The 26,630-nt window shown below is 33.7% G+C and carries 19 protein-coding genes and 1 tRNA gene; 8 read left to right on the top strand and 12 right to left on the bottom strand.

What is annotated here, in order from left to right; translation table 11 throughout:
• Positions 1 to 4: 4 nt before the first annotated feature.
• Entirely contained in the window at positions 5 to 2,176 is a 2,172-nt protein-coding gene (locus tag B0A65_RS07865) for a S9 family peptidase (protein WP_074660374.1), read from the bottom strand.
• A 181-nt stretch (positions 2,177 to 2,357) separates the two neighbouring features.
• Between B0A65_RS07865 and B0A65_RS07860 the strand changes: the two genes are divergently transcribed.
• Together B0A65_RS07860 and B0A65_RS07855 are read left to right on the top strand one after the other, a co-directional pair.
• Positions 2,358 to 3,680, top strand: a complete 1,323-nt coding sequence (locus B0A65_RS07860) for a hydroxymethylglutaryl-CoA reductase, degradative (RefSeq protein WP_074660373.1) — start codon at positions 2,358 to 2,360, stop codon at positions 3,678 to 3,680.
• 101 nt (positions 3,681 to 3,781) lie between these two features.
• Positions 3,782 to 4,702, top strand: a complete 921-nt coding sequence (locus B0A65_RS07855; protein ID WP_074660372.1) for a GYDIA family GHMP kinase — start codon at positions 3,782 to 3,784, stop codon at positions 4,700 to 4,702.
• A gap of 32 nt (positions 4,703 to 4,734) precedes the next feature.
• On the opposite strand, the gene B0A65_RS07850 is transcribed toward B0A65_RS07855, so the two are convergent.
• The 7 genes from B0A65_RS07850 to B0A65_RS07820 all read right to left on the bottom strand — a co-directional run bounded on the left by B0A65_RS07850 (position 4,735) and on the right by B0A65_RS07820 (position 11,677).
• Positions 4,735 to 5,178 carry a hypothetical protein gene (locus B0A65_RS07850; RefSeq protein WP_074660371.1) on the bottom strand — a complete coding sequence of 148 codons (444 nt, stop codon included), beginning with the start codon at positions 5,176 to 5,178 and terminating at the stop codon, positions 4,735 to 4,737.
• Positions 5,179 to 5,444: 266 nt separating this feature from the next.
• The gene (locus B0A65_RS07845; protein WP_074660370.1) at positions 5,445 to 7,544 is read right to left on the bottom strand and encodes a peptidylprolyl isomerase; all 2,100 of its coding nucleotides are present in this window, start codon (positions 7,542 to 7,544) and stop codon (positions 5,445 to 5,447) included.
• Positions 7,545 to 7,652: 108 nt separating this feature from the next.
• Positions 7,653 to 8,912 (bottom strand): hemolysin family protein, encoded by a 1,260-nt coding sequence (locus tag B0A65_RS07840; protein ID WP_074660369.1) that lies wholly within the window; start codon positions 8,910 to 8,912, stop codon positions 7,653 to 7,655.
• Positions 8,913 to 8,914: 2 nt separating this feature from the next.
• Complete coding sequence (locus tag B0A65_RS07835) at positions 8,915 to 9,109, bottom strand: hypothetical protein (RefSeq protein WP_072970349.1); 195 nt, start codon at positions 9,107 to 9,109, stop codon at positions 8,915 to 8,917.
• A 7-nt stretch (positions 9,110 to 9,116) separates the two neighbouring features.
• Positions 9,117 to 9,668: an LPS export ABC transporter periplasmic protein LptC gene (gene lptC, locus B0A65_RS07830; RefSeq protein ID WP_074660368.1), complete on the bottom strand. Its 552-nt coding sequence runs from the start codon at positions 9,666 to 9,668 to the stop codon at positions 9,117 to 9,119.
• A 52-nt stretch (positions 9,669 to 9,720) separates the two neighbouring features.
• Complete coding sequence (locus B0A65_RS07825; protein ID WP_074660367.1) at positions 9,721 to 10,950, bottom strand: hypothetical protein; 1,230 nt, start codon at positions 10,948 to 10,950, stop codon at positions 9,721 to 9,723.
• Positions 10,943 to 11,677: a type III pantothenate kinase gene (locus B0A65_RS07820; protein WP_074660578.1), complete on the bottom strand. Its 735-nt coding sequence runs from the start codon at positions 11,675 to 11,677 to the stop codon at positions 10,943 to 10,945. The genes B0A65_RS07825 and B0A65_RS07820 overlap by 8 nt, the downstream gene beginning before the upstream one ends.
• Positions 11,678 to 11,781: 104 nt before the next feature.
• Between B0A65_RS07820 and B0A65_RS07815 the strand changes: the two genes are divergently transcribed.
• The 3 genes from B0A65_RS07815 (at position 11,782) to B0A65_RS07805 (ending at position 14,053) form a co-directional block, all read left to right on the top strand.
• A tRNA-Phe gene (locus B0A65_RS07815) sits at positions 11,782 to 11,854 on the top strand.
• A 463-nt stretch (positions 11,855 to 12,317) separates the two neighbouring features.
• Entirely contained in the window at positions 12,318 to 13,814 is a 1,497-nt protein-coding gene (locus tag B0A65_RS07810) for an MFS transporter (RefSeq protein WP_074660366.1), read from the top strand.
• Positions 13,815 to 13,828: 14 nt separating this feature from the next.
• Positions 13,829 to 14,053 (top strand): DUF6814 family protein, encoded by a 225-nt coding sequence (locus B0A65_RS07805; RefSeq protein ID WP_074660365.1) that lies wholly within the window; start codon positions 13,829 to 13,831, stop codon positions 14,051 to 14,053.
• A 108-nt stretch (positions 14,054 to 14,161) separates the two neighbouring features.
• On the opposite strand, the gene B0A65_RS07800 is transcribed toward B0A65_RS07805, so the two are convergent.
• From B0A65_RS07800 to B0A65_RS07785, 4 genes are all read right to left on the bottom strand, one after another.
• A complete protein-coding gene (locus B0A65_RS07800; protein ID WP_074660364.1) occupies positions 14,162 to 17,035 on the bottom strand; it encodes an alpha-amylase family glycosyl hydrolase in 2,874 nt (957 codons plus the stop codon).
• Between the two features lie 75 nt (positions 17,036 to 17,110).
• Positions 17,111 to 18,202, bottom strand: coding sequence for a SusE domain-containing protein (locus B0A65_RS07795; RefSeq protein ID WP_074660363.1), 1,092 nt, complete (start codon positions 18,200 to 18,202; stop codon positions 17,111 to 17,113).
• 18 nt (positions 18,203 to 18,220) lie between these two features.
• A complete protein-coding gene (locus B0A65_RS07790) occupies positions 18,221 to 19,849 on the bottom strand; it encodes a RagB/SusD family nutrient uptake outer membrane protein (RefSeq protein WP_074660576.1) in 1,629 nt (542 codons plus the stop codon).
• A gap of 37 nt (positions 19,850 to 19,886) precedes the next feature.
• Positions 19,887 to 22,862, bottom strand: a complete 2,976-nt coding sequence (locus tag B0A65_RS07785) for a SusC/RagA family TonB-linked outer membrane protein (RefSeq protein WP_074660362.1) — start codon at positions 22,860 to 22,862, stop codon at positions 19,887 to 19,889.
• Between the two features lie 235 nt (positions 22,863 to 23,097).
• Here B0A65_RS07785 and B0A65_RS07780 point away from each other — a divergent pair, with 235 nt between their 5' ends.
• From B0A65_RS07780 to pgmB, 3 genes are all read left to right on the top strand, one after another.
• Entirely contained in the window at positions 23,098 to 24,129 is a 1,032-nt protein-coding gene (locus tag B0A65_RS07780) for a LacI family DNA-binding transcriptional regulator (RefSeq protein ID WP_074660361.1), read from the top strand.
• Positions 24,130 to 24,307: 178 nt separating this feature from the next.
• Positions 24,308 to 25,825: an MFS transporter gene (locus B0A65_RS07775; RefSeq protein WP_074660360.1), complete on the top strand. Its 1,518-nt coding sequence runs from the start codon at positions 24,308 to 24,310 to the stop codon at positions 25,823 to 25,825.
• Positions 25,818 to 26,471 (top strand): beta-phosphoglucomutase, encoded by a 654-nt coding sequence (gene pgmB, locus B0A65_RS07770; protein ID WP_074660359.1) that lies wholly within the window; start codon positions 25,818 to 25,820, stop codon positions 26,469 to 26,471. Before B0A65_RS07775 ends, pgmB begins: the two co-directional genes overlap by 8 nt.
• The last annotated feature ends 159 nt before the right edge of the window (positions 26,472 to 26,630 follow it).

Below are 26,630 nucleotides of genomic sequence, written 5' to 3'. Positions count from 1 at the left end.
TATATTATAAATTTTCTTTGATAAAGTTAGTCATTTTATTATAAAGCTGAATTCTCGTTGCGCCGCCATAAATACCGTGGTTTTTATCCGGATATATCTGAGAATCAAATTGTTTATTCGCCTGAATTAACGCTTCCATCATTTGCATTGAATTTTGCACATGAACGTTATCATCGCCTGATCCGTGAATCAATAAAAATTTACCTTTTAATTTATTAACGTGGTTTATTGGAGAATTTTGATCGTATCCGCTTGCATTTTCCTGTGGTGTCTGCATATATCTTTCTGTGTATACACTGTCATAAAACCTCCAGTTGGTTACCGGAGCAACTGCAATTGCCATTTTGAAAACATCGTTCCCTTGAAAAATACAGTTTGAAGCCATAAAACCGCCATAACTCCAACCCCAAATTCCAATTCTTGAAGCATCGACATAAGAATAATTGCCGATTACTTTTGCTGCATCAATTTGGTCTTCAACTTCATATTTTCCTAATTGTAACTGTGTTACTTTTTTGAAATTAGCTCCTTTAAAACCAGTTCCTCTTCCATCAACACAAGCCACAATATAACCTTGTTGAGTCAACATCATAAACCAATACTCATTCGAACTTCCCCATGCATTAGCCACTTGTTGTGATCCTGGTCCAGAATATTGAATCATAAAAACCGGATATTTCTTTGAAGGATCAAAATCTTTTGGTTTCATAATCCAGGCATTCAACTCATTACCTTTAGCCGTTTTTAAAACAAAAAACTCTTTGCTAGGTAAATTATAGCTTACAAGTTTAGCGGAAAGCTCTTTATTATTTTCTATAACCTGAATTTCTTTTCCGGTTTTTGCTTCATTTAGAGTATAAGTAGTTGGCTGAGAAGCACTCGAGAATGTATTAATAAAGAATTGGAAATTAGGACTAAAAGTAGCTGCATTTGTACCCACTTTTGTAGCTAAAGCTACTTTATTTTTTCCATCTAATGCAATGCGGTAAATTGCTCTGTTGATTGAACCATTTTCTGTAGATTGATAGAAAATAGTTTTTGTTTTTTCGTCGAAACCGTAGTATGAAGTAACCTCCCAGTTTCCTTTTGTAACCTGATTTTTAAGTTTTCCCGTTTTATCATAAACATAAATATGATTAAAACCGTCTTTTTCACTTGTCCAGATAAAGCTGTTATCTTTTAAGAATGTCAAATTATCTGTAACATCTACGTAAGCCTTGTCTTTTTCATTTAAAACTACTTTTGCTGCAGCCGTTGTTCCATCTACAAATAATAAATCAAGATTGTCCTGGTGGCGATTTAAAACCTGCGCTGATAAGACATTATTATCATTTGTCCATTGCATTCTCGCAATATAGAAATCATTATAATTTCCTAAGTCAACTTTTTTTGTAGCATTTGCGGCCGCATCATATATATGTAATGAAACTACTGAATTTTTCTCTCCTGCCTTTGGATATTTAAACGTTTCAACTGTTGGATATAAATCTTTATGAAACATTGACATCGAAAATTCCGGAACCGCACTTTCGTCAAAACGGATATAGGCTAACTTTTTACTGTCTTTACTCCAGTCAAAAGCCCGGACAAACGCAAACTCTTCTTCATAAACCCAATCCGTAATACCATTAATTACCGCATTTTTCTTTCCGTCAGTTGTAACTGCCGTTGTTTTTTTAGAAACTACATCATATACGTAAAGATTATTTTCTCTTGCATAAGCGATTTTAGTTCCATCAGGAGAGAAAGTTGGCTCCTGAACCTGAAAATCGAAAAGTTTCGTTAGTGATTTCGCAGCTATATCATATAAAAAGTAATCTGCAGTAAAGGAGTGACGGAAGATTTTATTTGTATTACAAGCAATTAGAATCTTCTTTTCTGACGCATCAAAAGTATAGCTGTCAATTCCGTTCGAAAGTGCCGAATGATTTTTTGTATCAATTAAGTTGGACACTTTTTTTAAGGTTGCAAAATCATATAAGTCGATTTGCATGCTTCTGCTAGTCTGATCGACATTTAAAACAGTGTATTGATCGGTATTTTTTAGTGATTGAAGCTCATCCATTCCTTTCGCCTTGAATGTCCCTCCATAAATGTTTTCGACAGTAATTTTTTGTTGTCCAAATACAGTAGCCACTAAAAATAAAAGCACTACCGTTATTTTACTTGTATTCATTAGAATTATTTTAAATATAAAAAGAGCCCAATTTTAGTAAAAAAAATAAACATAATACACATTTTAAGTGTTAAATGTTAAAAAAAATAACGATTGCGTACTTTTCAAACTTCAAATAGATTGCAAACAAAACTCTTAAATTGGTATCTTTGTCGCTACATTATTATTTAATATACTGAAAATGAACAATGCTGTTGCTGGATTCTCTAAATTATCCAAAAAAGAAAAAATAAACTGGATTGCCAATGAATATTTTTCTACCCCAAATGAAGCACTTAATATCATAAGAAATTACTGGAATTCAGATGAGAAGCTTCAACAATTGCATGACGAATTCATCGAAAATACCATTACAAATTTTTATATTCCACTTGGAGTTGCTCCTAATTTTTTAATCAACGGAAAATATAAAACCATCCCAATGGCAATTGAAGAAAGTTCAGTTGTGGCCGCAGCATCAAAATCGGCAAAATTTTGGGCAACCCGTGGAGGATTTAAAACAACAGTTATTAACACCGAAAAAATTGGGCAGGTTCATTTTACATTTAATGGAGATGCTGAAAAACTGCAATTTTTTTTCGAACAGATAAAACCTAAATTCTTCTCTGAAACGCAAAGCATAACCAAAAATATGCAACAACGTGGTGGCGGAATTTTAGATATTAAGCTTAAAGACAAAAGAAGTTTACTTGAAAATTACTTTCAGCTGCATGCGACTTTCGAGACGAAAGACAGTATGGGTGCAAATTTCATTAATTCCTGTTTAGAACAATTTGCTACGACTTTAAAAGAAGAATTTCAGCAATCTGATCTCTTTTCAGATGACGAAACTATAAAAGTAATTATGAGCATTTTATCCAATTATGTTCCGAATTGCCTTGTAAGAGCAGAAGTTTCATGCCCAATTGAAGATCTAACCGAAAAACATATCACTAATCCACAAGATTTTGCCGAACGTTTTGTTCAGGCTGTTCAAATTGCCGAAGTGGAACCTTTTAGAGCGGTAACGCATAATAAAGGTATCATGAATGGAGTTGATGCTGTAATTCTGGCCACAGGAAATGACTTTAGGGCTGTCGAAGCCGGAGTACACGCCTATGCTTCAAAAAATGGTCAATATGCGAGTTTATCACATGCCAAAATCGAAAACGGAACATTTACTTTTTGGTTAGAAATTCCACTTGCCTTAGGAACTGTCGGCGGACTTACTTCCTTGCATCCGTTGGTAAAATTGTGTTTAGAAATGCTGGAAAAACCTTCAGCACAAGAACTAATGGAAATTGTTGCCGTTGCAGGTTTGGCGCAAAATTTTGCCGCTTTACGTTCTTTAACCACAACCGGAATTCAGGAAGGTCATATGAAAATGCACTTAAATAATATCATTAATCAATTTGAAGCCAACGAAGAAGAGCGCCATTTAATTAAATCTCATTTTAAGAAAAATGCTGTTTCTCATAGTGCTGTAGTTGAATTTATCGAAAACTTAAGAAAAGAAAATAAATAAAAATTCCAAATATTATAGTTTCGAATAAAATCCCAAATTCCAATTATTGTTGGGATTTGGAATTTATTATAATATGATATATCAGGGTTAAAAAATACAGAATGAAAGAGACCTTTTACAGTAACGGAAAACTTTTAATAACAGGTGAATATCTAGTTTTAGATGGTGCTAAAGCATTTGCATTACCCACAAAATTTGGTCAGGATTTAGTTGTTGAAAAAGCTTTTAACAAAGAAATAATATGGAAAAGCTACAATTTTGATGATCATCTTTGGTTTGAAGACTCTATTTCCTTTTCAGAAATCATCAGCAATGTTGACACAAAAATCGAAACTGTAAAAACTACGTTGACTACCATCTTACATGAAGCTTATCTTTTAAATCCTGATTTTATTAGTAATGCTGATGGATACCAAATTAGTACACATCTTACATTTCCAAAAAACTGGGGATTAGGCACTTCCTCCACCTTATTAAACAACATTGCACAGTGGACCAAAATCGATGCGTACACACTACTTAAGAATAGTTTTGGAGGCAGTGGATATGATATTGCCTGCGCTCAAAACAGTACCCCTATTATCTACCAATTAGAGCAAAATTTACCAATTGTAGAAAAAACAGAATTTAATCCTGATTTCACTAAAAATATATTTTTTGTTTACCTAAATAAAAAACAAAGTAGTAAAGCAGCTATCAATGCTTATTACAATAATAAAAATGAAAATTTAGCTGAAAACATTTTGGATAACAATAAAATAACTAAGGCTATTCTCGAAGCAAAAACACTGAATGAGTTTGCACATTTTGTAGAAAAACATGAAATACATTTGAGCAATATTCTGGAACTAGAAACGATTAAAGAAATTGCTTTTCCCAATTTTAATGGCGTTATAAAAAGTCTCGGTGCCTGGGGCGGAGATTTTGTAATGGCAGTTTCAAAAGAGAATCCAAAGGACTATTTTACCAGTAAAGGATATGAAACAATCCTTACTTATGATGAAATGATTTTACAGATGTAAATTGCGATACTATTAAAAACAAAAAAGTGAATTTAATAATTCACTTTTTTGTTTTTAATATGTTTCGTCTCTAAACGACGAACCTTCTGACTTTCCTGCTCATTAGATTCTATGAGTGTATTGTGTAAACGTTCGGCCATTTTTTCGATACTATTATTGATCGAATCATATACTAACTCCATCCGCCGATGTTTTTCTTCTTTTACTGCTTTTAAAACATCTTCCACAAAAATCTTATCGTACTTTTCAGCAACAGAATCACGAGTATTAGTTAACCTAATAACATAATCGTTACTTAAAATAGTAACTTTAAAATGTTGTTCTTCATTACTTAAATAGTACTTACCTCCCAGCTCATCAACATTGATGTCGGTACTGCTTACTTTTAAAAGCTCCGTTATTATTCCATAAATATGATTCTCAATTTTGGAATATACTCTAGGCTTCCTTTTAAAAAGATTAAACACAAAAAACATTAAACACTTGATTATTAAGGTAATTTTTTATCATTTTTTCTCAATTTTTATTTAACACTCATTAAATCAACTTAACTTTCCTAAAACAAAAATTCGAGCAAATTAACTGTATAATTTTGAATATCACAAATTTTTTAAATTATATTTCGATTATTCCTATATAATTAAAGAAAAAGAGTAGGTAATTAGTACAAAAAGCGTTTAAAAAAGAAAACCCGAAACATTTAAAATGTTTCGGGTTTTATATCGTAATTAAGTACTAAATACTAGTAGTTAAATTGCAGTCTGTTATCTTCAATTTTAGCATTGTTTTTCAACGCTGGTAAAATTCTGTTTGCATCAGATGCGCTTTGAGCTTTTACTTTAGCAACATACTCTGCATGATTAGCAATTGCAGGAGCTTTTACAGTACTGATGTTTTTTACAACATATACACCTGTATTTCCTTCAATTGGAGCAGAGATTTTGTTTGCAGCTAATGCAAATGCATTACCAACAACTTTTGGCTCTTGCCCAACTCCACCTGGTAAAACCGGGTTATCCATTGTAACATTTGTTGCTTGTTGAACCGCTACACCAGCGCTTTTTGCAACAGCTTCAATAGTTGAACCTGTCAATTTAGCTTTAAGGATTTCAGCTTTTTTCTTATTTTTCAAGATTGGCTCAACATATGGTCTTGCTAAAGTAACCGATACTAAACCTGATTTGTTTTCGCTTTTGTATTGTGCAATTACGTGACCAATATTAGCAATTTCAAAACGTTTCACATCGCCTTTGCTTGTTTCTTTGTCATATGCCCATCTGATGATGTTACGTTGGTTTCCTAAAGGACCAAACTGCTCATCCATAGCTTTAGCCGTTACCGGAGCAGCTACTTTTAAACCTAATTCTTTTGCTGTAGCAACGAAATCTTTATTAGCAGCATCCATTTCGAATTTAGTTGCTAATGTAAATACTTTATCAGAAGTAGCTTCAGATGGCTCAATTTTTTGAGCGATTGTAGCCAAACGAATTCCGTCTTGTTTATCAGTAATTTTGATAATATGGAAACCAAAAGGAGTTTCTACTAAACCAATTTTTCCAATTCCGTTATTGAATACAAAATCATTGAATGGTTTCACCATTTGATTTGGACCAAAATATCCTAAATCACCACCTTGTTGTGCAGATGAATCATCAGAACTTGTAAAAGCCAACATCATGAAACTATCAGGATTAGCCTGAACCTGAGCTAAAATTTCTTCTGCTTTAGCTTTAGCTTCTTCTTTAGTTCTTTTTTCTTTTGGACTTGGCGTTTGAGAACCTTCATAAGCAATTAAGATATGACTTGCTTTTGCATTTACTCCAGCTTTAAATCCTAAAGATTTAGAAATTGCGTAGTATCTTCCAAAAACATAAGGTCCGTAAATTGCTCCAGCAGGCAAACTGAATAATTTATCCGCATCTACTGCAGGCAAACTATTTTTAGGTACGTAAGTAGAATCATAAGGAACATCAGAATTCGCGTTTACAAATTCAGCTACATTCGTTGCGTTTCTAAAACCTGCCAATGTATCATTTTTACCAGTTTTAGCGTTGTAAACAACACTTCCGTTTAATAATCCTGTGATTTTAGCTTTGATTTCAGCCTCATCTTCTTTTGAAGCTTTATCTTCTACTAAAACATATTGAATTTCACGAGTTTCATCCGCTTTGAATTTTTTCTCGTTTTTCTTCATATAATCAACAATTTCATCATCAGAAACTTTTACATCACTATCTTTAATAGAAGAATACAATGCACCAGCATAAGCAAAGTTTACTTTGTTAGCTTCCATTTCGTATTTCAACTTTCCTTCACTAGCAGTTGTGTAAAGTCCAGATTTAATTAACGTGTTGTAGATTTGAAATTTTGCATTTAATTCAGCATCTTTTTCTTTTGCAGAAATGTATTGTGCTGCCTCAGGATTTGTTTTGAAATACTCTTTGAATTTCACAACGTCAAACATACCTGCTGCATTTAAAAACATTGGATTTTTTCCAATATTTGGATCTGCTTTCAAAACTTCAATTAAGTGTTTTTCTCCAACTCTCAATCCTAATTTATCAAACTGAGTTGATAATAATGCGATTGAAACTTCTTGATCCCAAACTCTGTTTGCAGCTTCAGTGGAAGTTATCCCTTGCCCACTTTTTTCAACATTACTAACTTTAACTCTAAAGTCTTCAAATGAAATATCTTTTCCATCGATGCTTCCCACATCTTTTGAACTTTGACCAAATGTTCCTCTAGTGAATAGATCTTGTATTATAAATGCAAATAATGCAAGTGCAATAACTCCTATCAATAAAGCGGAACGCTGTCTAATTTTTGCTAAAACTGCCATTTTTATTATCGTTAATTTTATATTCAGTTTGCGAAAATACAATTATCTAGTTAATAACAATACAACTAACAATTTATTTTGCACAATTTTTTCAATTAATAAAAGAAATCACTCTTTTATAGTCATTTTTACCAATTCAATTTTCTTATTTGTTGCCTCTTCTATCACAAAATGATAGTTATCTATTACAATTTCTTCTCCTTTTTGAGGAATTTCCTTGGTAAAGTTGACAATAAAGCCTCCCAGAGTACCGTATGAGTCTTCTTCCGGAATCATTAATTTATAGGTTTCATTCAGGTATTCAACATCTAATCTTGTAGAAAACAAATACTTACCCTCACCCAATTCCTGCTCAATTAATTCCTCATCTAAATCATGTTCATCTTCAATTTCCCCAAATAACTCCTCCACAATATCTTCAATAGTAATAATTCCGGAAGTACCTCCATATTCATCTAAAACAACGGCAACATTTTTTCTCTTTTTAATCAAAAGATTCAAAGCATCCTTTATCAAAATAGTTTCAGGAACAAACTCCACAGTCATTAAAACTGATTTTATTGTTTTCGGCTTTTTAAATAAATCAAATGAATGCACATACCCTACTATATCATCAAGCGAGTTTTGGCTCACCACTATTTTAGAATAACCGGTCTCTATAAATAACTCCTTCAGATCTGTTATACTATCAAATAAATCAATATCAACAATTTCAGTACGTGGCGTCATAATGTCACGCGCTTTTACACCTGAAAACTCCAGAGCATTTTGAAAAATCTGAATTTCAGAGTCTACCTCTTCGTCATCTTCAACAGAATTCATTTGTTCCGTGATGTAATTCCCCAGCTCCACTTTACTAAAATACAACTGTACCTGATCTCCTTCTGTTTTGAAAAATTTCCTCAAAACAAAATCTGAAATCCAGATAAAAAAAGTTGAAATGTAATAGAATAACCTGTAAAATAAATAAGCAGGGACAGCCAAAATCTTAATTAACGAATTGGCGTAAATCTGAAAGAAAACCTTCGGAAGGAATTCAGCCGTAATTAAAACAATAAAAGTTGAAATTATAGTCTGAACCAATAAACTGGTTATATCAGAGAAATGATATCCTAATTTGGTGATACATCTTAGTACTAAATCACCCATAAAAAACCCGTAAATTACCAACGCAACATTGTTACCAATTAACATTGCTGCAATAAATTTTGAGGGGTTTTCTGTAAGTTTGGTTAAAATTTGGGAAGCAAAATTATCTTGTTTCTTTTCTATTCCGAGATAAATTTTGTTCGAGGAAATAAAAGCTATTTCCATTCCTGAAAAAAAGGCTGATAGTATTAAACAAAGTATTATAATACTAATTTCCATTTTTACTGCTTTTTATTACGATCATCAAATTTCTTAACAAATTTTCTTCTGAAGAAAAACATAAAAACTGCCATTCCGGCAATGATAAAGCTCAAAGCGTAATTCTCACTACCTTCATTTAACTTTATAATTCCATCGTAAATAAAGTAAACTGCGAAAGCAATGTAAACGTATTGTGTATATTTTAAGTAACCCATAATTATATTATTCGTTGGCTTCTAATTCGCCTGTTATTCGTTGTGAATTTATCACTTTAAAATCTTTACTAAAATCGATTCCCTGACCGTATGAAACACCTTTAGCATCGGTAAGTTTGAACTTTCTTTCAGTATAAAACCATTCATTTTTCTGATCAAAATAGAGTTGCTCTGTTTCGAGCATCTGACCTGTTTCTGAAGTAATTTTCACTTTTCCCTGTAAATCTATAATTCCGGTTTCTTTATACGAAACAGCATAATTTGATTTTATAAAAGTACGCTTTTGTTTTTTATCATAAAGTGTAACGTCAATTCCTTTTGGGAATTCAGTAAATGGAAATTCAAGATTAGAATAATCCAGCATTTTTCGGCTTTTTAGAATTCCGGTAATACGTCCTGAATCAGTATATTTTATACTAACCGTATCCGCATCACTTCCTGGAACAAATTCTGAAAAGTTAATTTTTTGAACTTCCTTAAAATTACTTTCACACCCAAAAAACAGTGTCACAGCAAGAACTGTGACAGCGTTTATAATATATTTCTTTGGTAAATTCATTTGCCAAATGTAGTAAATTGTATCGAGCTTAAAAAAACATAAAAGCTTATGATTAGTTGAATTTACTCTTCACGAACCATCTGTCGTTAAAAGAGAAGCTTAAACTAAAATTGAAGTAATTTTCCTGAATTAAACCAGCAGCTGTAGTACCTCTTTTACCAAATTCAAGACCTAAATTCACATTTGAAAAAGATCCTGTAATAGGAAAACCAGCTCCCAGTGTCATTCCAACATCATTAATTGATTGATTATTAACCACCAAACCAATTTTTTCATATTTCAAACCAGCTCTGTAAGTAATTCTACTGAAGTAATTTGAAAACGAAGTATAATTTGGAATATAATATCCTCCAACTGCGTATTTCGAATACTTCTCGTAACGTACATCGTCACTAGCATTATAGTAATTTGCATAGCGTCCGTCTCCCTGAAAAGCTAATGTAGTACCAACTAACCATTTTCTTGCCTCTCCTATACCAAGACCAATCGTTAATTTATTAGGTAATTTTAAATCTGTTTCTACTGATGGATATTGATAAGGATCAGGATCTCCTGAAACCGAAATAACTCTTGCATTATTCGATCTTAAAGTACTGGCAAAAGTGTAACTTAAACTAGTAAATAAAGTCGTTTTTTTATAAATCTTTCTTTGATACATCGTACCAATATTGAAATTCAAACCTGATAAATCAGATTGATTTGTTTCTCGGGTTGCACTCGCAACATCTGTTATTCCTTCAACACTTGTTGTTGTAATTTGTCCAAAATTATATTGTGCATCCGCTCCAATATTCCAATTTGGTAAAATTTTATATCCCAAACCAAAGAATACCTTATTAACACCACCTTTTCCTTCGAATTGACTGTTTGTTGCACCGGATACATCAGAATTATTATCCATGATTTTATAACCAACAGAAGATAAGGGTACCAAACCAAAAGCTGCTCCAAATTTGCCCATCGGTATTCCTACTGCCAAATAATCAAAAGTAGCTCTTTGTGCTTTTTCAGATTGGTTCGTATTTTTTAATGTAGATGTTCCAAAACTTCCTCCAACCGTAAATGTAGTTTGTTTTAAACTCGCATAACTTGAAGGATTATCAATATTCAGGTGAATACTATCCTGCTCTACTGATACGCCACCCATAGACCTGTTTTCAAGAGTACCTTTGAATCTTGCATCACCAATTCCGTAAAAAGAATAAGGAGAAGCTGTACCCTGCTGAGCAAATGAAACGAACGAGATAAGTAAACAAGCACTTATTATAATTTTTTTAATCATTGTCGATTTTATATTGAAATGTTTGGTTCAAACTTTCCAGAAGGAAATTTGAATTGGCAAATATGGTATTTTTTAATCGTTTAGCCAAAAATTCTGCATCGCCACCCGTTAAAATTATTATAAAATTTAAAAAATTCTCCCGATATTCATCGATAAAACCATCAATCTCATAGACGAACCCATTGACAACTCCGGAATGAATTGCTTCTTTAGTAGAATTTCCTATATAGGATTCAGGTGTTTCTAAAGTCAACAAAGGTAGTCTGGCTGTGTAATTATGCAGTGCTTCATAACGCAATCGCAATCCCGGCGAGATCGCTCCGCCCAAATAATTATCATTTTCGTCGATAAAATCGTAGGTTATACAAGTTCCGGCATCGATCACTAATCTATTTTGTTTTGGAAATTGCAAAGTAGCTCCGGCTGCCAAAACCATTCGGTCAATACCCAAAGTTTTTGGCGTGGCATACTTATTTATAAAAGGAAAAACATCTTCGTGTGTTAAAAAATGGATTTTTAGGCGATTTTCGAATGTCAGGAAAGATTGCTTTTCAACGTTTCCGACTGAAGCAACAACCAAATCGGAGCAATTTTGAAATTTTTCTAAAATTATTTTAATTTTTTTTTCGAGCTCATTTTTCTCAAAAACGAAATTTTCAAGAACAGTACTCCCCTCAAAGACAGCTGCTTTAATTCGAGTGTTTCCAACATCAACCGTTAAAATCATGTTTGTTTTTTTATCAACGCGAAGATACGAATTGATTTTTTTAAAAAAATGTTTTGGATAAACGAAAAATGATTCTATATTTGCACCCGCAATGTGCACAGCACGGTACCTTAGCTCAGATGGTAGAGCAATGGACTGAAAATCCATGTGTCCCTGGTTCGATCCCTGGAGGTACCACGTTTAAAACCCGAATAGAAATATTCGGGTTTTTTGTTTTCAATACTTTAAGGGAAATTTTGAAATTCCAATTTTGTAAAATTCCAAATTCCAATTCGACTTAACCGCAAGGAACGCTAAGATTTACGCAAAGTCCGCAAAGCTTTGATTAATAGTAAGGATTAATGCTTGTATATTCACAATCTACTTACATACGACACCCAATGGTTGAACCGTTGGCTATGTCTCGCTTATGCAAAATTCATTTTAATTTTTGCAGAAAAACATAGCGCCCTTTGCGTAAATCTTAGCGTTCCTTGCGGTTAAATTTGTTTGCTTTGAAACTTAAATACTATTAAAAAGTGTAAAGTCAAAAATTAAGCTATTTTTGTTAAAAAACTACTAACTAAATAAAAAAATATCTTATATATTCGTAAAATGATACTTTAATATTTTATTTATTATTAAAAACACAGATCGTTTTATGAGCAAAACTTCTACTAAAGGCATTTGGAAAGTGATTTCAGCTTCCTCAATGGGAACTATGATTGAATGGTATGATTTCTATATTTTTGGCAGTTTAGCTGTTGTTATTTCAACCAAATTCTTTCCCAGTGACAATCCAACAGCTGCATTTCTGTCGACATTAGCGACTTTCGCTGCCGGATTTGTAGTTCGCCCTTTTGGCGCTTTGTTTTTTGGGAGACTTGGCGATATTATTGGAAGAAAATATACTTTTATGGCTACCTTATTATTAATGGGTGGCTCAACTTTTTTAATAGGTTGTATTCCGAGTTATGAAACCATTGGATTTATGGCGCCATTACTGGTTTTAATTTTACGTTTACTACAAGGACTCGCTCTTGGTGGAGAATATGGCGGTGCAGCAACTTATGTAGCAGAACATGCTCCTGTTGGACAAAAAGGTTATTGGACTTCCTGGATTCAAACCACTGCTACAGTAGGCTTATTCATTTCATTGATGGTTATACTGGCTACCAAAAATATGCTATCAGCAGAAGACTTTGACGCATGGGGATGGCGTGTTCCGTTTTGGGTTTCTATAGTTATGGTTGGTGTTTCTTATTTAATCCGCAAAAACATGGATGAATCTCCAGTATTTGCTAAAGCCAAAAAAGAAGGAACAACAAGCGCCAATCCGCTTAAAGAAAGTTTCGGAAACCGATATAATTTAAAATTTGTTTTATTAGCCCTTTTTGGTGCTACTATGGGACAGGGTGTTGTGTGGTACACTGGACAGTTTTACGCTATGAGTTTCATGAAAACGGTAATGAATGTAGATTCTTCGCAAGTGGATGGATTACTCGGAATTGCGCTTTTAATAGGAACCCCATTTTTTATTGTTTTTGGATGGCTGAGCGACAAGGTAGGCCGAAAATACATTATGATGTTCGGAATGTTGCTTGCCATTTTATCGTACAGATCGATTTACAAGGAAATGTACAACACTACCAATGTGAGTTTTAAAACCGAAATCGTTGAGAAAACAATTACAAATATTGAAAAAACAAAGAATAATGACGTAATAACAACTATTTCTAAAACCTATACAGACGGAACTTCGTACATTGAGAAAAAAACAGATTTTGCGAGTAAAAAAGAATCTCAAAGTACTATTTCAATCAAAATAAATTCGAAAGATCAATGGGCTTTAATTTTCTGGGTTTTTATACAAGTATTGTTTGTAACAATGGTTTACGGGCCAATTGCTGCGTTTTTAGTAGAAATGTTTCCAACAAAAATCAGATACACCTCGATGTCACTGCCTTATCACGTTGGGAATGGGATTTTTGGAGGTTTACTTCCTGCAATTTCAACCTATTTTGTAACACATGCAAAAGCCAGTGGAAAAGCTGACTTTTACCTTGACGGACTTTGGTATCCTATTATTATTGCCTCAGTCTGCTTTGTAATTGGAATGGTTTATATTGACAACAAAAACAAAACGAATCACCTTTAATACCTACATAAAATATGAATGAAATTAAGAGAATTTTAGGTGTTTTGTGGGTTATACTCTCCATTGCCGCTGCTTATTTTTGCGTGTTTGAATTTGGCTTACCCAAGTTTTTATCAGACAAACAAGATGATTTGGTATTTGGAATTATCATCCTATTCATCCTTACCCCATTGATCGTTTTAGGCTTGGGAACGTTTGGTTATTTTTCTATGATTGGAGAATACGATCAGAAAAAATAAACCAAATCAACTTAAAATTGAAAGGGCTGTCAAAAAATTGACAGCCCTTTCGCATTACTAAACTAACCAAACATTAATCATTAAAAATAATGACTAAACTTTTAAATTTTATTTTTTAATAAATTTCATTATCTGAGCTTTATTATTCTCATCCATTGCTTTTACAATATATAATCCTGTTTTTAATTCGCTTACCCCGAATTGAAAATCAATATTCCCATTTGGAGCAAAACTTTTTACTAATTGACCCGCCATTCCATAAACCTGAACTTTGGTTGTTGCGATATTTAAAGTAAAATAATGCAGTACAGGATTTGGATATAGCGCAACTGAGCTTCCTTTTTCAAATTCAGGAATAGCCAGATTCGCCGTTTTATTTCCATAGATTCTGTACTCACCAGGCCCCAGATTTATCGTGGCATTTACATCGGTAACATTAATAGAAGTATTATCCATTAAATTATACCAGATTCCAGAGTATTGAAAACCAGTAGCAACATTTTGAGCTGTCACATCAAAGTTGGCCAAAATCAGCACGTCTTTTAATTGTGTTATTGCTAGATTACTGTTTGTAATTTTTACATTTACCGTTAAAGTATTTATATTGGTTATTGTCGCAGTACCTACAAATACTGGCTCCGTTACTTTCAGATTAATCATTTTAGCCCAATCATAATAAATTTTATTTCGATTGGTATCGCCCAGCCAATTTTCTGTCCATTGCGGTTGTGGTTTGGTATCTAATTTACAATCGCCCGAAAGAGTTGCCGAAGCATCATTTACACTCCCATCCTTACAAGTAAAAATAGAATCATCCCAACCTAATTCTCCAAAATGCCAAATCATTTTTGGGCCTGGAATCAGCAAGGAAACGGCTCCAATTGCAGACATTCTAGACAATCCCGTATTTAATGTTTTCACATTATAAGTTCCCGCCGAATTTCCGTATTGTACGTTTTTATACATTAAACGTTCTTCATCATGACTTTCTGCATAACCCATTAAGCGGTTTGCTGTAAAACCACGGCTTGAACTCATCATTCTCGAAATATTATTATCTGTAGCATATCCCATTGACAATTGATTGTACTGGTCTGTCATTTTTCCCCACATCATAACACCTTTACTTGGCGTTTCAGTGATTCTGTAGTTTGCCCATTCCTGCTCTTCTGTATCAGATCCTAAATGTTCGAAAATAGTGTAATGTGTTGGGTCAAGGTTCCAGGAATAATCAGCATATTTTTTTAAAACAGCCACCCTATCTTGCTGGTATCTGTTTGTACAAGCCTCATCTGCAGCTGTACAAACCTGAGTAAATCCTTTAGTTAAGTCCCAACGGAAACCATCAATTTTATACTCTTCAATCCATTGTTTGATCACACGCTCCACATAATATTGCGTTTTTGCCGATTGATGATTAAAATCTTCACCCACACTATAACTGTGTTTTGCAACGGTATTAAAATAAGGATTCTCTACAGTTGGCGATCCAAAACCATCTCCATCAGGATCATTCATCCACATTCTAACCATAGGGTTTCTTCCGAAAGCATGATTTAAAGCTACGTCGAGAATAATTGCAATTCCATTTTGATGACATAAATCGATAAGCTCCTTCAACTTATCCGAACTTCCGTAAAATTTATCCAAAGCCATATGAAATGAGGTATTATAACCCCAACTTTCATTGCCTTCAAATTCCATTACCGGCATTAACTCGATCGCATTTATTTTAAGCGTTTTAAAATAATCTATTTTATTAATCAGACTTTGGTAATTTCTATTTGCATCAAAATCACGAACTAAAACTTCATAAACTACCAATTTATCTTTTTCAGGTTTTGCAAAATTAGTTACCTGCCAATTGTAAGGCGCTTGTCCCGTTTTAAGAACCGCAACCTCAAAGTTTTGACCTGTTGGATAGATTGGCATATTTGGATAAGATGCCGATGGAATCGAAGCATCATCATAAGGAGATAAAACTAAAGTCGAATAAGGATCTGCTGTTTTTACCAATGAAGGAGAATTTGCCAATGGAGTTGCATCAACTACCCAATATTGATAGGTATTGTTTACGCCAGAAACTAATCCGGTTAATTCTAGCCAAAATTTATCCGAAACAGGATCTTTTTTCATAGCATATGATGTTGTAGGCTGCCAGTTATTAAAACTTCCGGCAACGTATACAAAATCTTTCAAAGGCGCATCTAAAACTAAAGTTGCTTTTGTAGGATCAGCAATATTATAATTGATTCCGTCAACTAATTTTGCGGGCATAGCTTCTGAAACTGTTTTTGGATTTACAACAACAGAAAACTTTTTAACTATTGTTGTCGCTCCCTGAACTACACTCAATTCATAACTTTGATTGCTATTTATAGTAGTATGATTAAAGGAGTAAGAAGATGTGCTTGCGTTTGTATCAATTGTAGTTCCGTTTGCTTTTAAGGTATAACTAGCCGCTCCATTTGTATTTGTCGCTGCAATATTAAAATTAGCCCCTGAAGCAATAATTGTAGTGCTATTTTCAGTCGGAGAAGTTAATGTTGCCTGAAAAGAACCCACTTCGACTAAAATATCCTGCGATTGTTTAGTTCCAGATCCGTCCTTAGCTTTAACCAAAAAGCCTATTTTTCCAATTCCGTTTCTGTTAAAGTAAACTGACGGAATAAATGTTTTGGTGTAAGTATCCGTTCCTGCGTTATAAGTAAATTTACTAGCTTCATTTGATGCTGTCCACGATCCGTTAGAAGGAGAATCCAGTTGATTTGCATCATTTACATCATAAGACCATGACCAAAGGTAGAGTGCGTTCCCTGTAACTCCCCACGTTCCCTCATTGATTGTTTTTCCATCAATAGTAATGGTAATAGAAGTCGTATCATCAAAAGTGAGAGGATTTATGGAGTAACTTATCGTTTGCAACTGGGCAAAAGTAGCTACAGACCACAAAAATGTGATCAATAGTAAAGTTTTTTTCATAATTGTGGTTAGTTTGATTAGTTGTAGTAAAAAAGGGCTACCTTATAGATAGCCCTTTTAATATTTCAAAAAATATTACTCTTGATTTGGAATCATTAAATAACTTCCGTCTAAATCATTGAAATAAATAACATATTTCGATTTTGCCACTGGTATATTATCTCCAGTTCCGCCTCCTGAGAAAGCAGTATTTCCACCCCATGAAACATCCCAACTATCATTTGCTCTAAATTTAAGTCCACCATCTTTCAAAGCAGTTTTACTTAAACTCCAAGCGTGTAAGTTAAAAGTAGATTTCGTCATTGCAGTTGAGACATCCCAACTACCTGGTGTACTGTCTCCAATCGCACCAACTGTTGAGAATGATTTTGCAGCAGAAGCATTATAAGGCTCTAAAGAATAAGTTAACTCCTTAGTATCAAATTTGAATGTATAATATCCGTCTGCTGAAATTGTAAATTCACCTGCATTATTTTTTATTTCAATAACACCATTTCCAGCTCTTCCTAATTGAGAATCCCAACTACCTTTTACAGAAATTAATTTAAAATTACCTGCTTTAAAATAGCCCGTAAATTTATATTGAGTAGCATTTTTTCCATCTCTAAACATTGGCTGATGTTTAGTATCTGCATTGTTATCCCATCCACCATCTACAGCAACTCCTACTAAATACCAATCTGTAAAATTATAAGTAACTTTTCCCGTATAAGGAGTCACATTGATTGTAATTAGCTTAGTACCTTCCTGAGAAAATCCACCTGAAACATTTGAAGTGATTTTTACATCAAACATAGAAGCAACTTCTGTTTGTGCTCCAAGATCTATTGCTGCCTGATTTAAATCTTTAGCAAGAACTGCAACTTCGGTAACATTAGTGGATGTTGCAAGTGTTTTTGCAGCTTTAAAATCACCACCTTTTTTATCAATTAACAAAGTATATTTTACTACTACATCTGTTGAATATGTTGCTGCTGACCATGTAAATTTCGCAACTTCTTCTGATGGTTTATTAGCATCTAAAACAAATACTTTTCCTGTGGCAGGCGAAGTTATTTCAGGTATTGAAACAGCATCTAAAATTGTTCTGTTATCAACATCATCAGCATTACATGACACCGTCAATACACCAATAAATGCGATCAAAATTTTATATATATTTTTCATTTTATTGTTTATAAAGTGTTAGTATCCCGGGTTTTGCTTCAAAGTTGGATTTGCCTGGATATTTCTTGCAGGGATTGGCATTAAATCTCTGTAAGATTCTGTAGCAGTACCATTCATAGTACCACCTTTCCATTGCCATATTTTAGATCCTCCTGTGAATTTTCCGAAACGAATCAAATCAGTTCTTCTGTGGCATTCCCAGAATAATTCCCTTCCTCTTTCATCTAAAATAAAATCAAGAGTTAATTGAGCAGCACTGATTGATGTAGCATTTGCTCTTGCTCTAATTTGGTTTATATAACCCAATGCAGTAGTAATATTTCCTGAACTAGCTCCTCTAACTGTTGCTTCTGCATACATCAAATAAACATCTGTTAATCTGAACATCGGAAAATCAATATCTGGAATATCAATTCTCTGAGCTGCTGAACCGTCAGCTTTTTTATTGATGTATTTTGTAACAGCATAACCATCTGTAAAAGTTCCTACATTCGCAATATCTTTTGCCTGACCAGCTGTATAAAATGTTCCTCTATTATCAGCAGTTGCAGTTTCGTCAGGAAAAAGATTTACAAACTCTCTACGAGTTCTAATTCCCTGCCATCCACCGTCCATGCCTCGAGATGCAGCATCCATGCTACCTCCAATAGAAGCGTGCATAATAAAACTCATTCCTCCACCGGTAGCTCTAATCGCATTCCCATCTCCAACAATTGGGAAAATAAATTCAGTTTGAGCACCATTTGTGTTATTATCCGCAGAAAATAAATAACGGTAAGGAACATTTGCAAATTTATATCCTGAACTTGTAATAATTTCGTTACACAATACTGCTGCATCATTATTTCTATCAGTACCTGTATAAACTTTAGAGTTTAAATAAAGCTGAGCTAATAAAAATTTAGCAGCTGTTTTATCTACTCTGCCATATTCATTTTGTCTTGAAGTCACTAAGCTATTATCTAAATCTTTCAATTCAGATTCAATAAAAGCAAAAACTTCTGCTCTTGTTTTTTGTTCCGGATAAAAGAAACCAACAGGATCTTTTTCTGTAGTAATTGGCACATTCCCGAACAAATCCATTAAATTATAATATGAAAAAGCTCTTAGGAAACGAGCTTCAGCTCTAAACGCAGCAATTTCAGTCTTCAAATTAGCATCAACTCCTCTTGCTGCTAATTTTTCATCAGTAGTCTGTCTTAAAAATTCATTGGCAACACTAATATGATAAAATGCTCTTGAGAATGTTCCTTCTAAGAATTCATTAGCAGGAGACCATGTTTGAGAATTCAAGGTTGGCAAAGCTCCATCAGCCCAAGCAATAATAGCTTCATCGGTAGAAAACTCTTGTGTTACAAAAAGTAATCTCAAGTAACTACTAAAGTCACCACCAAGTCCAGCAATATCCGGACTTTTTGATGGAACACTAGCATCTCCATCTCCATCATTACCTCCTACATAAAGACCTGCATATAATTTAGCTAATACTTCTTTATAAGAACCCGGATCCTGGAAAAAGGTTTCAGAAAGAAACTCATCATCATCCTTTGGCGTCACGTTTAAATCGTCGGTACACGAAGTAAGCGTCATACTTAATCCTAAAACGAATAGGAAAAAATAAGATATATATTTAAATGATATTTTCATTTTATTTGTTTTTAAATTTTTGATTTTCAATGTGTTGTTAGAAATTCGCATTCACTCCAAACAAGAAAGTTCTCGCTCTTGGATAAACATTATTATCAATTCCGTTGAATTTCTCCGGATCTAAACCATTGTATTTCGTAAGAATGAAAACATTTTGTACTCCAGCTGTAAATCTTAATGTAGCTGCTTTCAATAATGATTTATCAAAAGTATACCCAACCGTTACATTATCAAGTTTGATAAAGGAAGCATCTTTTACAAAATAATCGGATAAATAACGTTGTGTTCCGTTATCTTCAAAAGTAAATCCAGTATTAAAATAATCCGAACTAACATTTGATAAGTCTGTCTGTCTTCTTAAACCTGCATCAGAATATCCTAAATTAGAGCTTACATTATCAAATATTTTATTTCCTACGCTTGCTCTCCAGTTCATCGTAAAATCAAACTTTTTATAGTTTAAAGTCGAAAACAAACCAAAAGTATAATCTGGACTAGTATTACCAGCTCTGTAACGATCACCTGCATCAATTTTTCCATCTGCATTTCTATCTACGTAAGCTCCCGCAATTGGTCTTTTGTTTGCATCATATAACTGCTCATATACAAAAAATGAATTTGGCGCATATCCTACAGAGTTAATCAGGATTTTATTTCCATTTCCTCCTGAGATATTATCTCCGGTTAAATAACCTTGAAAACCTGGAACCGTAATTCCTAAATTAGAAATGTTTTTATCGATGTAAGTAGTATTGAAAGCTACATTCCATGTCAAATTATCATTTTTAATAATATCAGATGCAATACTAAACTCGATTCCTTTTGTTCTTACATCACCAATATTAAAGAAACCTTGATTTCTAATATTTGCACCATCAGGAACTGCAATTTCTGCTAATAAATCACTTGATGTTTTATCAAAATAGTTAATTGTTCCTGTAATTCTATCATTGAAAAATCCATAATCGATACCAACGTTAGTTTCAGCCAATTCTTCCCATTTGATATTTTCGTTATATCCTTCTGGTCTTGCCGTAGAATAAATAGTATTACCAAAAATATATTGTGAGTTAATTGTTCCTAAAGTTACTCTTCGTAAATAATCATACTGAGCTGAAATATCCTGTTGTCCTGTAGTTCCGTAACCAACTCTTAATTTTAATGTTGAGATAGTAGCGTTATCTTTTAAGAAAGCTTCTTCAGACAAATTCCATGCAAAAGCAGCTCCACCAAAATTACCCCATCTGTTATCTTCAGAAAAACGAGAAGTTCCGTCTCTTCTGTAATTTAAAGTCAGTAAATATCTGCTATCATAACCCAAATTCAAACGTCCGAAGAAAGATTGTAAATTAACATCCGGATCTGTAGCAACATCTTCATTAGGATTTGGTTGTCTAACTTCTCCTGATGAATATTTTTCTTTTTGAAACAATTGGTAGTTATAACCTGCAGTTGCATCAATTTTAAGTTTTCCTAAATCTTTAGTATAATTAAAATAAGCATTTAAGTTTTTGTTTTGAAGTGCATCAGTATAGCTATTATAGTTTCCTAAATTTACATAACCTGGGTCACTAAAAGGTTTTGGCTGATACCCTAAAGCACTTTGAGTACTTACTTCTGTATATCCGCTACTGTCAAATCTATCAATCCCAGCCTCTACTACAGCTCTTAAATCTTCAAAGAAATGAAGTTTATAGTCTAATCTAACATTCCCCCATTTTCTGGTTGAAGTTGCTCTTCGGTTATCTTGGTTTAATCTTGCAACAGGATTTCTTGCCGGTAATAAAGGTAAATTTCCTGTAGGCTCTAACCATTCATAGTAACCTCCATAACGAGAACCTGCCTGATAAACTGGTTGCGTTGGATCAAATCCGATGGCACTACCAATTACTGCGCCTTCATCTTGAAATTGATTTTTTCCAAAAGATAAATTTCCACTAATATCAATTTTCAAATGATTATCAAACAAAACCGGATTTAACGATAACGATGTCGTAGTTCTTTCAAAAGAAGTATTTCTTAAGATTCCAGGATTATCAACATTACCAACAGATAATCTTACCGGTAATTTATCAAATAATGAACCGCTAACAGAAATATTGTTATTCGTTGTTAAAGCTGTATGGAAGATTTCATCCTGCCAGTTTGTATTTGCTGAACCCAATAGGGCTTTTTGAGCTGCTGAGCCTTTTGTATTTACCAATTCACGGAATTGATCTGCGCTCATTACGTCTACTGTATTGGCTACCGTATTAATACCAACCTGAGAGCTAAAATTAACTTTTACACCACCTTTTGTCCCTTTTTTCGTTGTAATAACAATTACACCATTTGCAGCTCTTGATCCGTAAATGGCAGCTGCTGATGCGTCTTTAAGAACCGTAAAAGATTCAATATCATTAGGATCAATTGTAGATAAAATACTTGTAGATCCACTAGGAACCGCATTACTTAAAGGCAATCCGTCTAAAACGATTAATGGCTCATTTGAAGCATTTAGTGAAGATCCTCCACGAATTCTAATATCTGCTTTTGCTCCTGGTGCGCCTCCTCCAGTTACATTTACACCAGCGATACGACCGCTAATTAAGGTTTCCGGAGTTACGTTAATTCCTTTATTAAAATCTTTCGACGAAATTTGTGATACAGAACCTGTTGCGTCTTTTTTCTTAACAGTACCGTAACCTACTTGTACCACAACTTCTTTAAGTTGATTGGTATCTTCTTCTAAAGAAACATTTAAGGTTTTTTGACCATTAAAATCAAGGGTTTGCGTTTTGTATCCAATAAAAGAAACAACAATTTTGTTTCCGCTTTTAACATTTGATAGTTGGTAACTACCATCAAATCCTGTTGATGCACCGCTTGGAGCACCTTGTACATTTACATTTACTCCCGGTATTGGCTGACCTGTTGCTTTATCGACAACAGTCCCGCTTAGAGTGTTTTGAGCTAACACAGAAAACGGCAACAATAGGAATAAAAATAACAACTTTTTGTAAATTGTTTTCATACTTTTTGTTTAAATTAGTTTGAGTTTGTGATTGTTAGTTAAGTTTTTAATTTTACTTCGAATTTCAAAATTAGGAATTTATTAACACGAACAACCAGACGCAATTTTTATTGGTTTACGAAAACGTGATAGTGTTGAAAACTTTCTATTTTTTGTAATCTTTTAAGTCAAAAAATGCTAAATCGGAAAATAAAAGATACCTTTATTATTAATTAGATTTTTTTCAATACTACATATGAAACGCAAAATCACCCTAAAACAGATTGCAAAGGAACTTGACGTCTCTATTTCAACTGTCTCAAAATCACTAAGAAACAGTCTGGAAATAGGAGAAGAAACGCGCTTAAAAGTTCAGGCTTTTGCAAAGTTTTACAACTATAAACCCAACAATATTGCCCTTAGTCTAAAAAATCGAAAAACCAAAAGTATTGGTATTATCATTCCGGAAATTGTACATTATTTTTTCTCGACTGTAATCAACGGAATCGAGCAGGTTGCCAACGAAAATGGCTATAGTGTTGTGATCTGTTTATCTGATGATTCTTTCGATAAAGAAGTCTTAAATATGGAGATGTTAGCCAACGGAAGTATTGACGGTTTTATCATGTCACTTTCTAAAGAAACCCAATATAAAGGTGACTTTCACCACATTACAGAAGTCATCAATCAAGGAATGCCAGTTGTAATGTTTGATCGCGTAACCAATGATATTTTATGCGATAAAGTAATTATTGATGATAAAGCTGCTGCTTATGAAGCGGTTCAGAGTTTAATTGATAATGGTCGGAAAAAGATCGCTTTAGTGACTACAGTCGATTATGTAAGTGTTGGAAAACTAAGAACTGACGGTTACGAAAAAGCGCTTTTAGATAACGGATTGCCTTTCAACGAAGATTTAATCATAAAAATTGAAGACGTAGATACTTGCGAAATTACCATTAGCCAGCTTTTGCATGACAGGGCTTTTGATGCTGTTTTTGCTGTAAATGAGCTTTTTGCGGTAACAATTATCAAAACAGCAAACAAAATGGGACTCAAAGTTCCTGAAGATTTGGCTGTAATTGCCTTTACGGACGGAATTATCTCCAAATACTCAACTCCAAGTATTACAACCGTTAGCCAAAGCGGTGAAAAAATGGGAAATAAAGCAGCTAAAATGCTTATTGAAAGACTGGAAGCCGAACACATCGATGACGAAGAAGAAAACGAAAATTATACTACTGAAGTTATTGAAACGCATTTAATAAAAAGAGAATCTACTGACTAAAATTCTTAAAATCAACCTATTCTAAAGCCATAAATAATATTTGTGGCTTTTTTGTTAGGCTATTTAAAAAAATAATTAATACTTTTACGCCCGTCAAGGCTTTTACTTTTACTTCGAAAAAACAGTAAGTTTTGATAAGCAAAGCGCTTATCGTCTAATTAATGATTTAATTACGATAATGGAAAAGCGTAAATTAAGTTTCTGGGAAATTTGGAACATGAGTTTCGGTTTCTTGGGAATACAATTTGGTTTTGCACTGCAAAACGCAAATACTTCAAGAATTTTTGAAACCCTTGGTGCTAAAATAGATGAAATTCCAATTTTATGGATTGCAGCTCCTGTTTCAGGTTTAATAATTCAGCCCGTAATTGGTTATTTCAGTGACAGAACATGGACACGTTTAGGAAGACGTCGCCCCTACTTCTTAGTTGGTGCTATTTTATCTTCTATTGCATTGTTCATCATGCCCAACTCTCCAACTTTATGGATTGCCGCAGGAACTTTATGGATAATGGACGCGTCGATAAATGTTTCGATGGAGCCTTTTCGTGCCTTTGTTGGTGATAATTTACCTGAAAAACAACGCACTTTAGGATTTGCAATGCAAAGTTTCTTTATTGGAACAGGAGCTGTTGTAGGTTCTGTCTTGCCTTATCTTTTTACAAATGTTTTTGGCGTAAGCAATACTGCTCCCGAAGGAATTATTCCTGACTCGGTTAAATGGTCTTTTTACATTGGTGGGATTGTCTTTTTACTTTCTGTTTTATGGACTGTTTTTAAAACAACGGAATATACTCCGGAAGAACTTCATGCTTTTGAACTTGAAAGCAAAAAAGACAGAGAAGAAATTATTAATCCGGAAACCGAATCTAAAAACAATATCAAAAGACAATTGTTTTTAGGAGTGATCTTAGCATCAATTGGGTCTTTAGTTTCCTTTTTAATTTTCGAAAACAGTTTGGCAAAAGAACTTTATATTCTATTTGTTGGATTGATTTTCATGGGCGTTTTATTTATGGTCGCTTCGCAGTTAAGAACTTCTAAAATAAACAATGGTTTCACCATAATCATGACTGATTTACTGAACATGCCTGCCACAATGAAAAAATTGGCATGGGTTCAATTTTTCTCCTGGTTTGCCCTTTTCTCCATGTGGATTTATACTACACAAGCGGTAACACAACATATTTTTGGAACAACAGATACAACTTCAAAAGTTTACAATGATGCAGCCGACTGGGTTTCGGTTTTATTTACTGTTTATAATGGAGTTGCTGCCGCAGTAGCTTTCTTATTACCAGTTATTGCAAAAAAAGTAGGCGTTAGAGCAACCCATTTACTAGCATTATGTGCTGGAGGTGTTGGTTTAATTTCTATTTATTTTATTGGTGACAAGCAAATGCTTATCCTTCCAATGTTAGGTGTTGGTATTGCGTGGGCAAGTATTTTATCTATGCCATATGCCATGCTATCTGGTGCTTTGCCAGCAGCTAAAATGGGTTATTATATGGGTGTTTTTAACTTTTTTGTGGTAATCCCACAAATTGTAGCTGCAACAATCTTAGGATTTGTAATCAAACAATTCTTTCACAATGAACCTATTTACGCTCTAATCATTGGTGGTGTATCCATGATATTCGCCGGATTGCTTACGCTGAGAGTAAATAACAGAACTAAAATTGAAATTCATGAATAGAAAAGCATTCATATTCGATCTTGACGGCGTGATCGTCGATACCGCCAAATACCATTTTTTAGCCTGGCAAAAAATCGCTCAGTCTTTAAATATAAATTTTACGCTTGAAGACAACGAATTACTTAAAGGCGTGAGCCGTGTACGTTCGTTAGATATTATACTTGGATTAGGAAATGTTCAGGCTTCGCAGGAAGACAAAGACAAATGGTTAATTCAAAAAAATGAAGATTACTTATCTTATTTAGTTGACATGGACGAAAGCGAGATTCTTCCTGGAGTTTTTACAATTCTGCAATTATTAAAAGATAAAAACCAGGGAATTGCGTTGGGTTCTGCGAGTAAAAATGCCCGACCAATCCTTGAAAAAACGGGAATTCTTTCGTATTTCGATGTTATTGTTGACGGAAACGACGTTACCAATGCCAAACCAGATCCGGAGGTTTTCTTAAAAGCGGCTCAATTATTACATATTGATCCAAAAAACTCAATTGTATTTGAAGATTCAGTTGCCGGAATCCAAGCGGCAAATATAGGCGAAATGATAAGTGTAGGAATTGGTGAGGAAACAATTTTACATGAAGCTGATTATATTTTTAAAGATTTTACCCAAATCGACTCACAGTTTATCGAGAAACTGATTGGTTAGGAAAGAATGTGGCAATGTGTCAATTAGATAATTAGATAATGACATATTATCGCGTTTTTATAAACCAATTAGATAGTTTGAAAATATAAATCAATTAATTAAAAAAGTAAAATAGTACAAACGAGCAATTAATCAGATAAATCAAAAAAAGCCAAAGAG

This window comes from Flavobacterium frigidimaris, from assembly GCF_002217275.1.
Classification (GTDB): Bacteria; Bacteroidota; Bacteroidia; order Flavobacteriales; family Flavobacteriaceae; genus Flavobacterium; species Flavobacterium aquidurense.
This window is presented reverse-complemented; position numbering and strand designations above follow the sequence as displayed.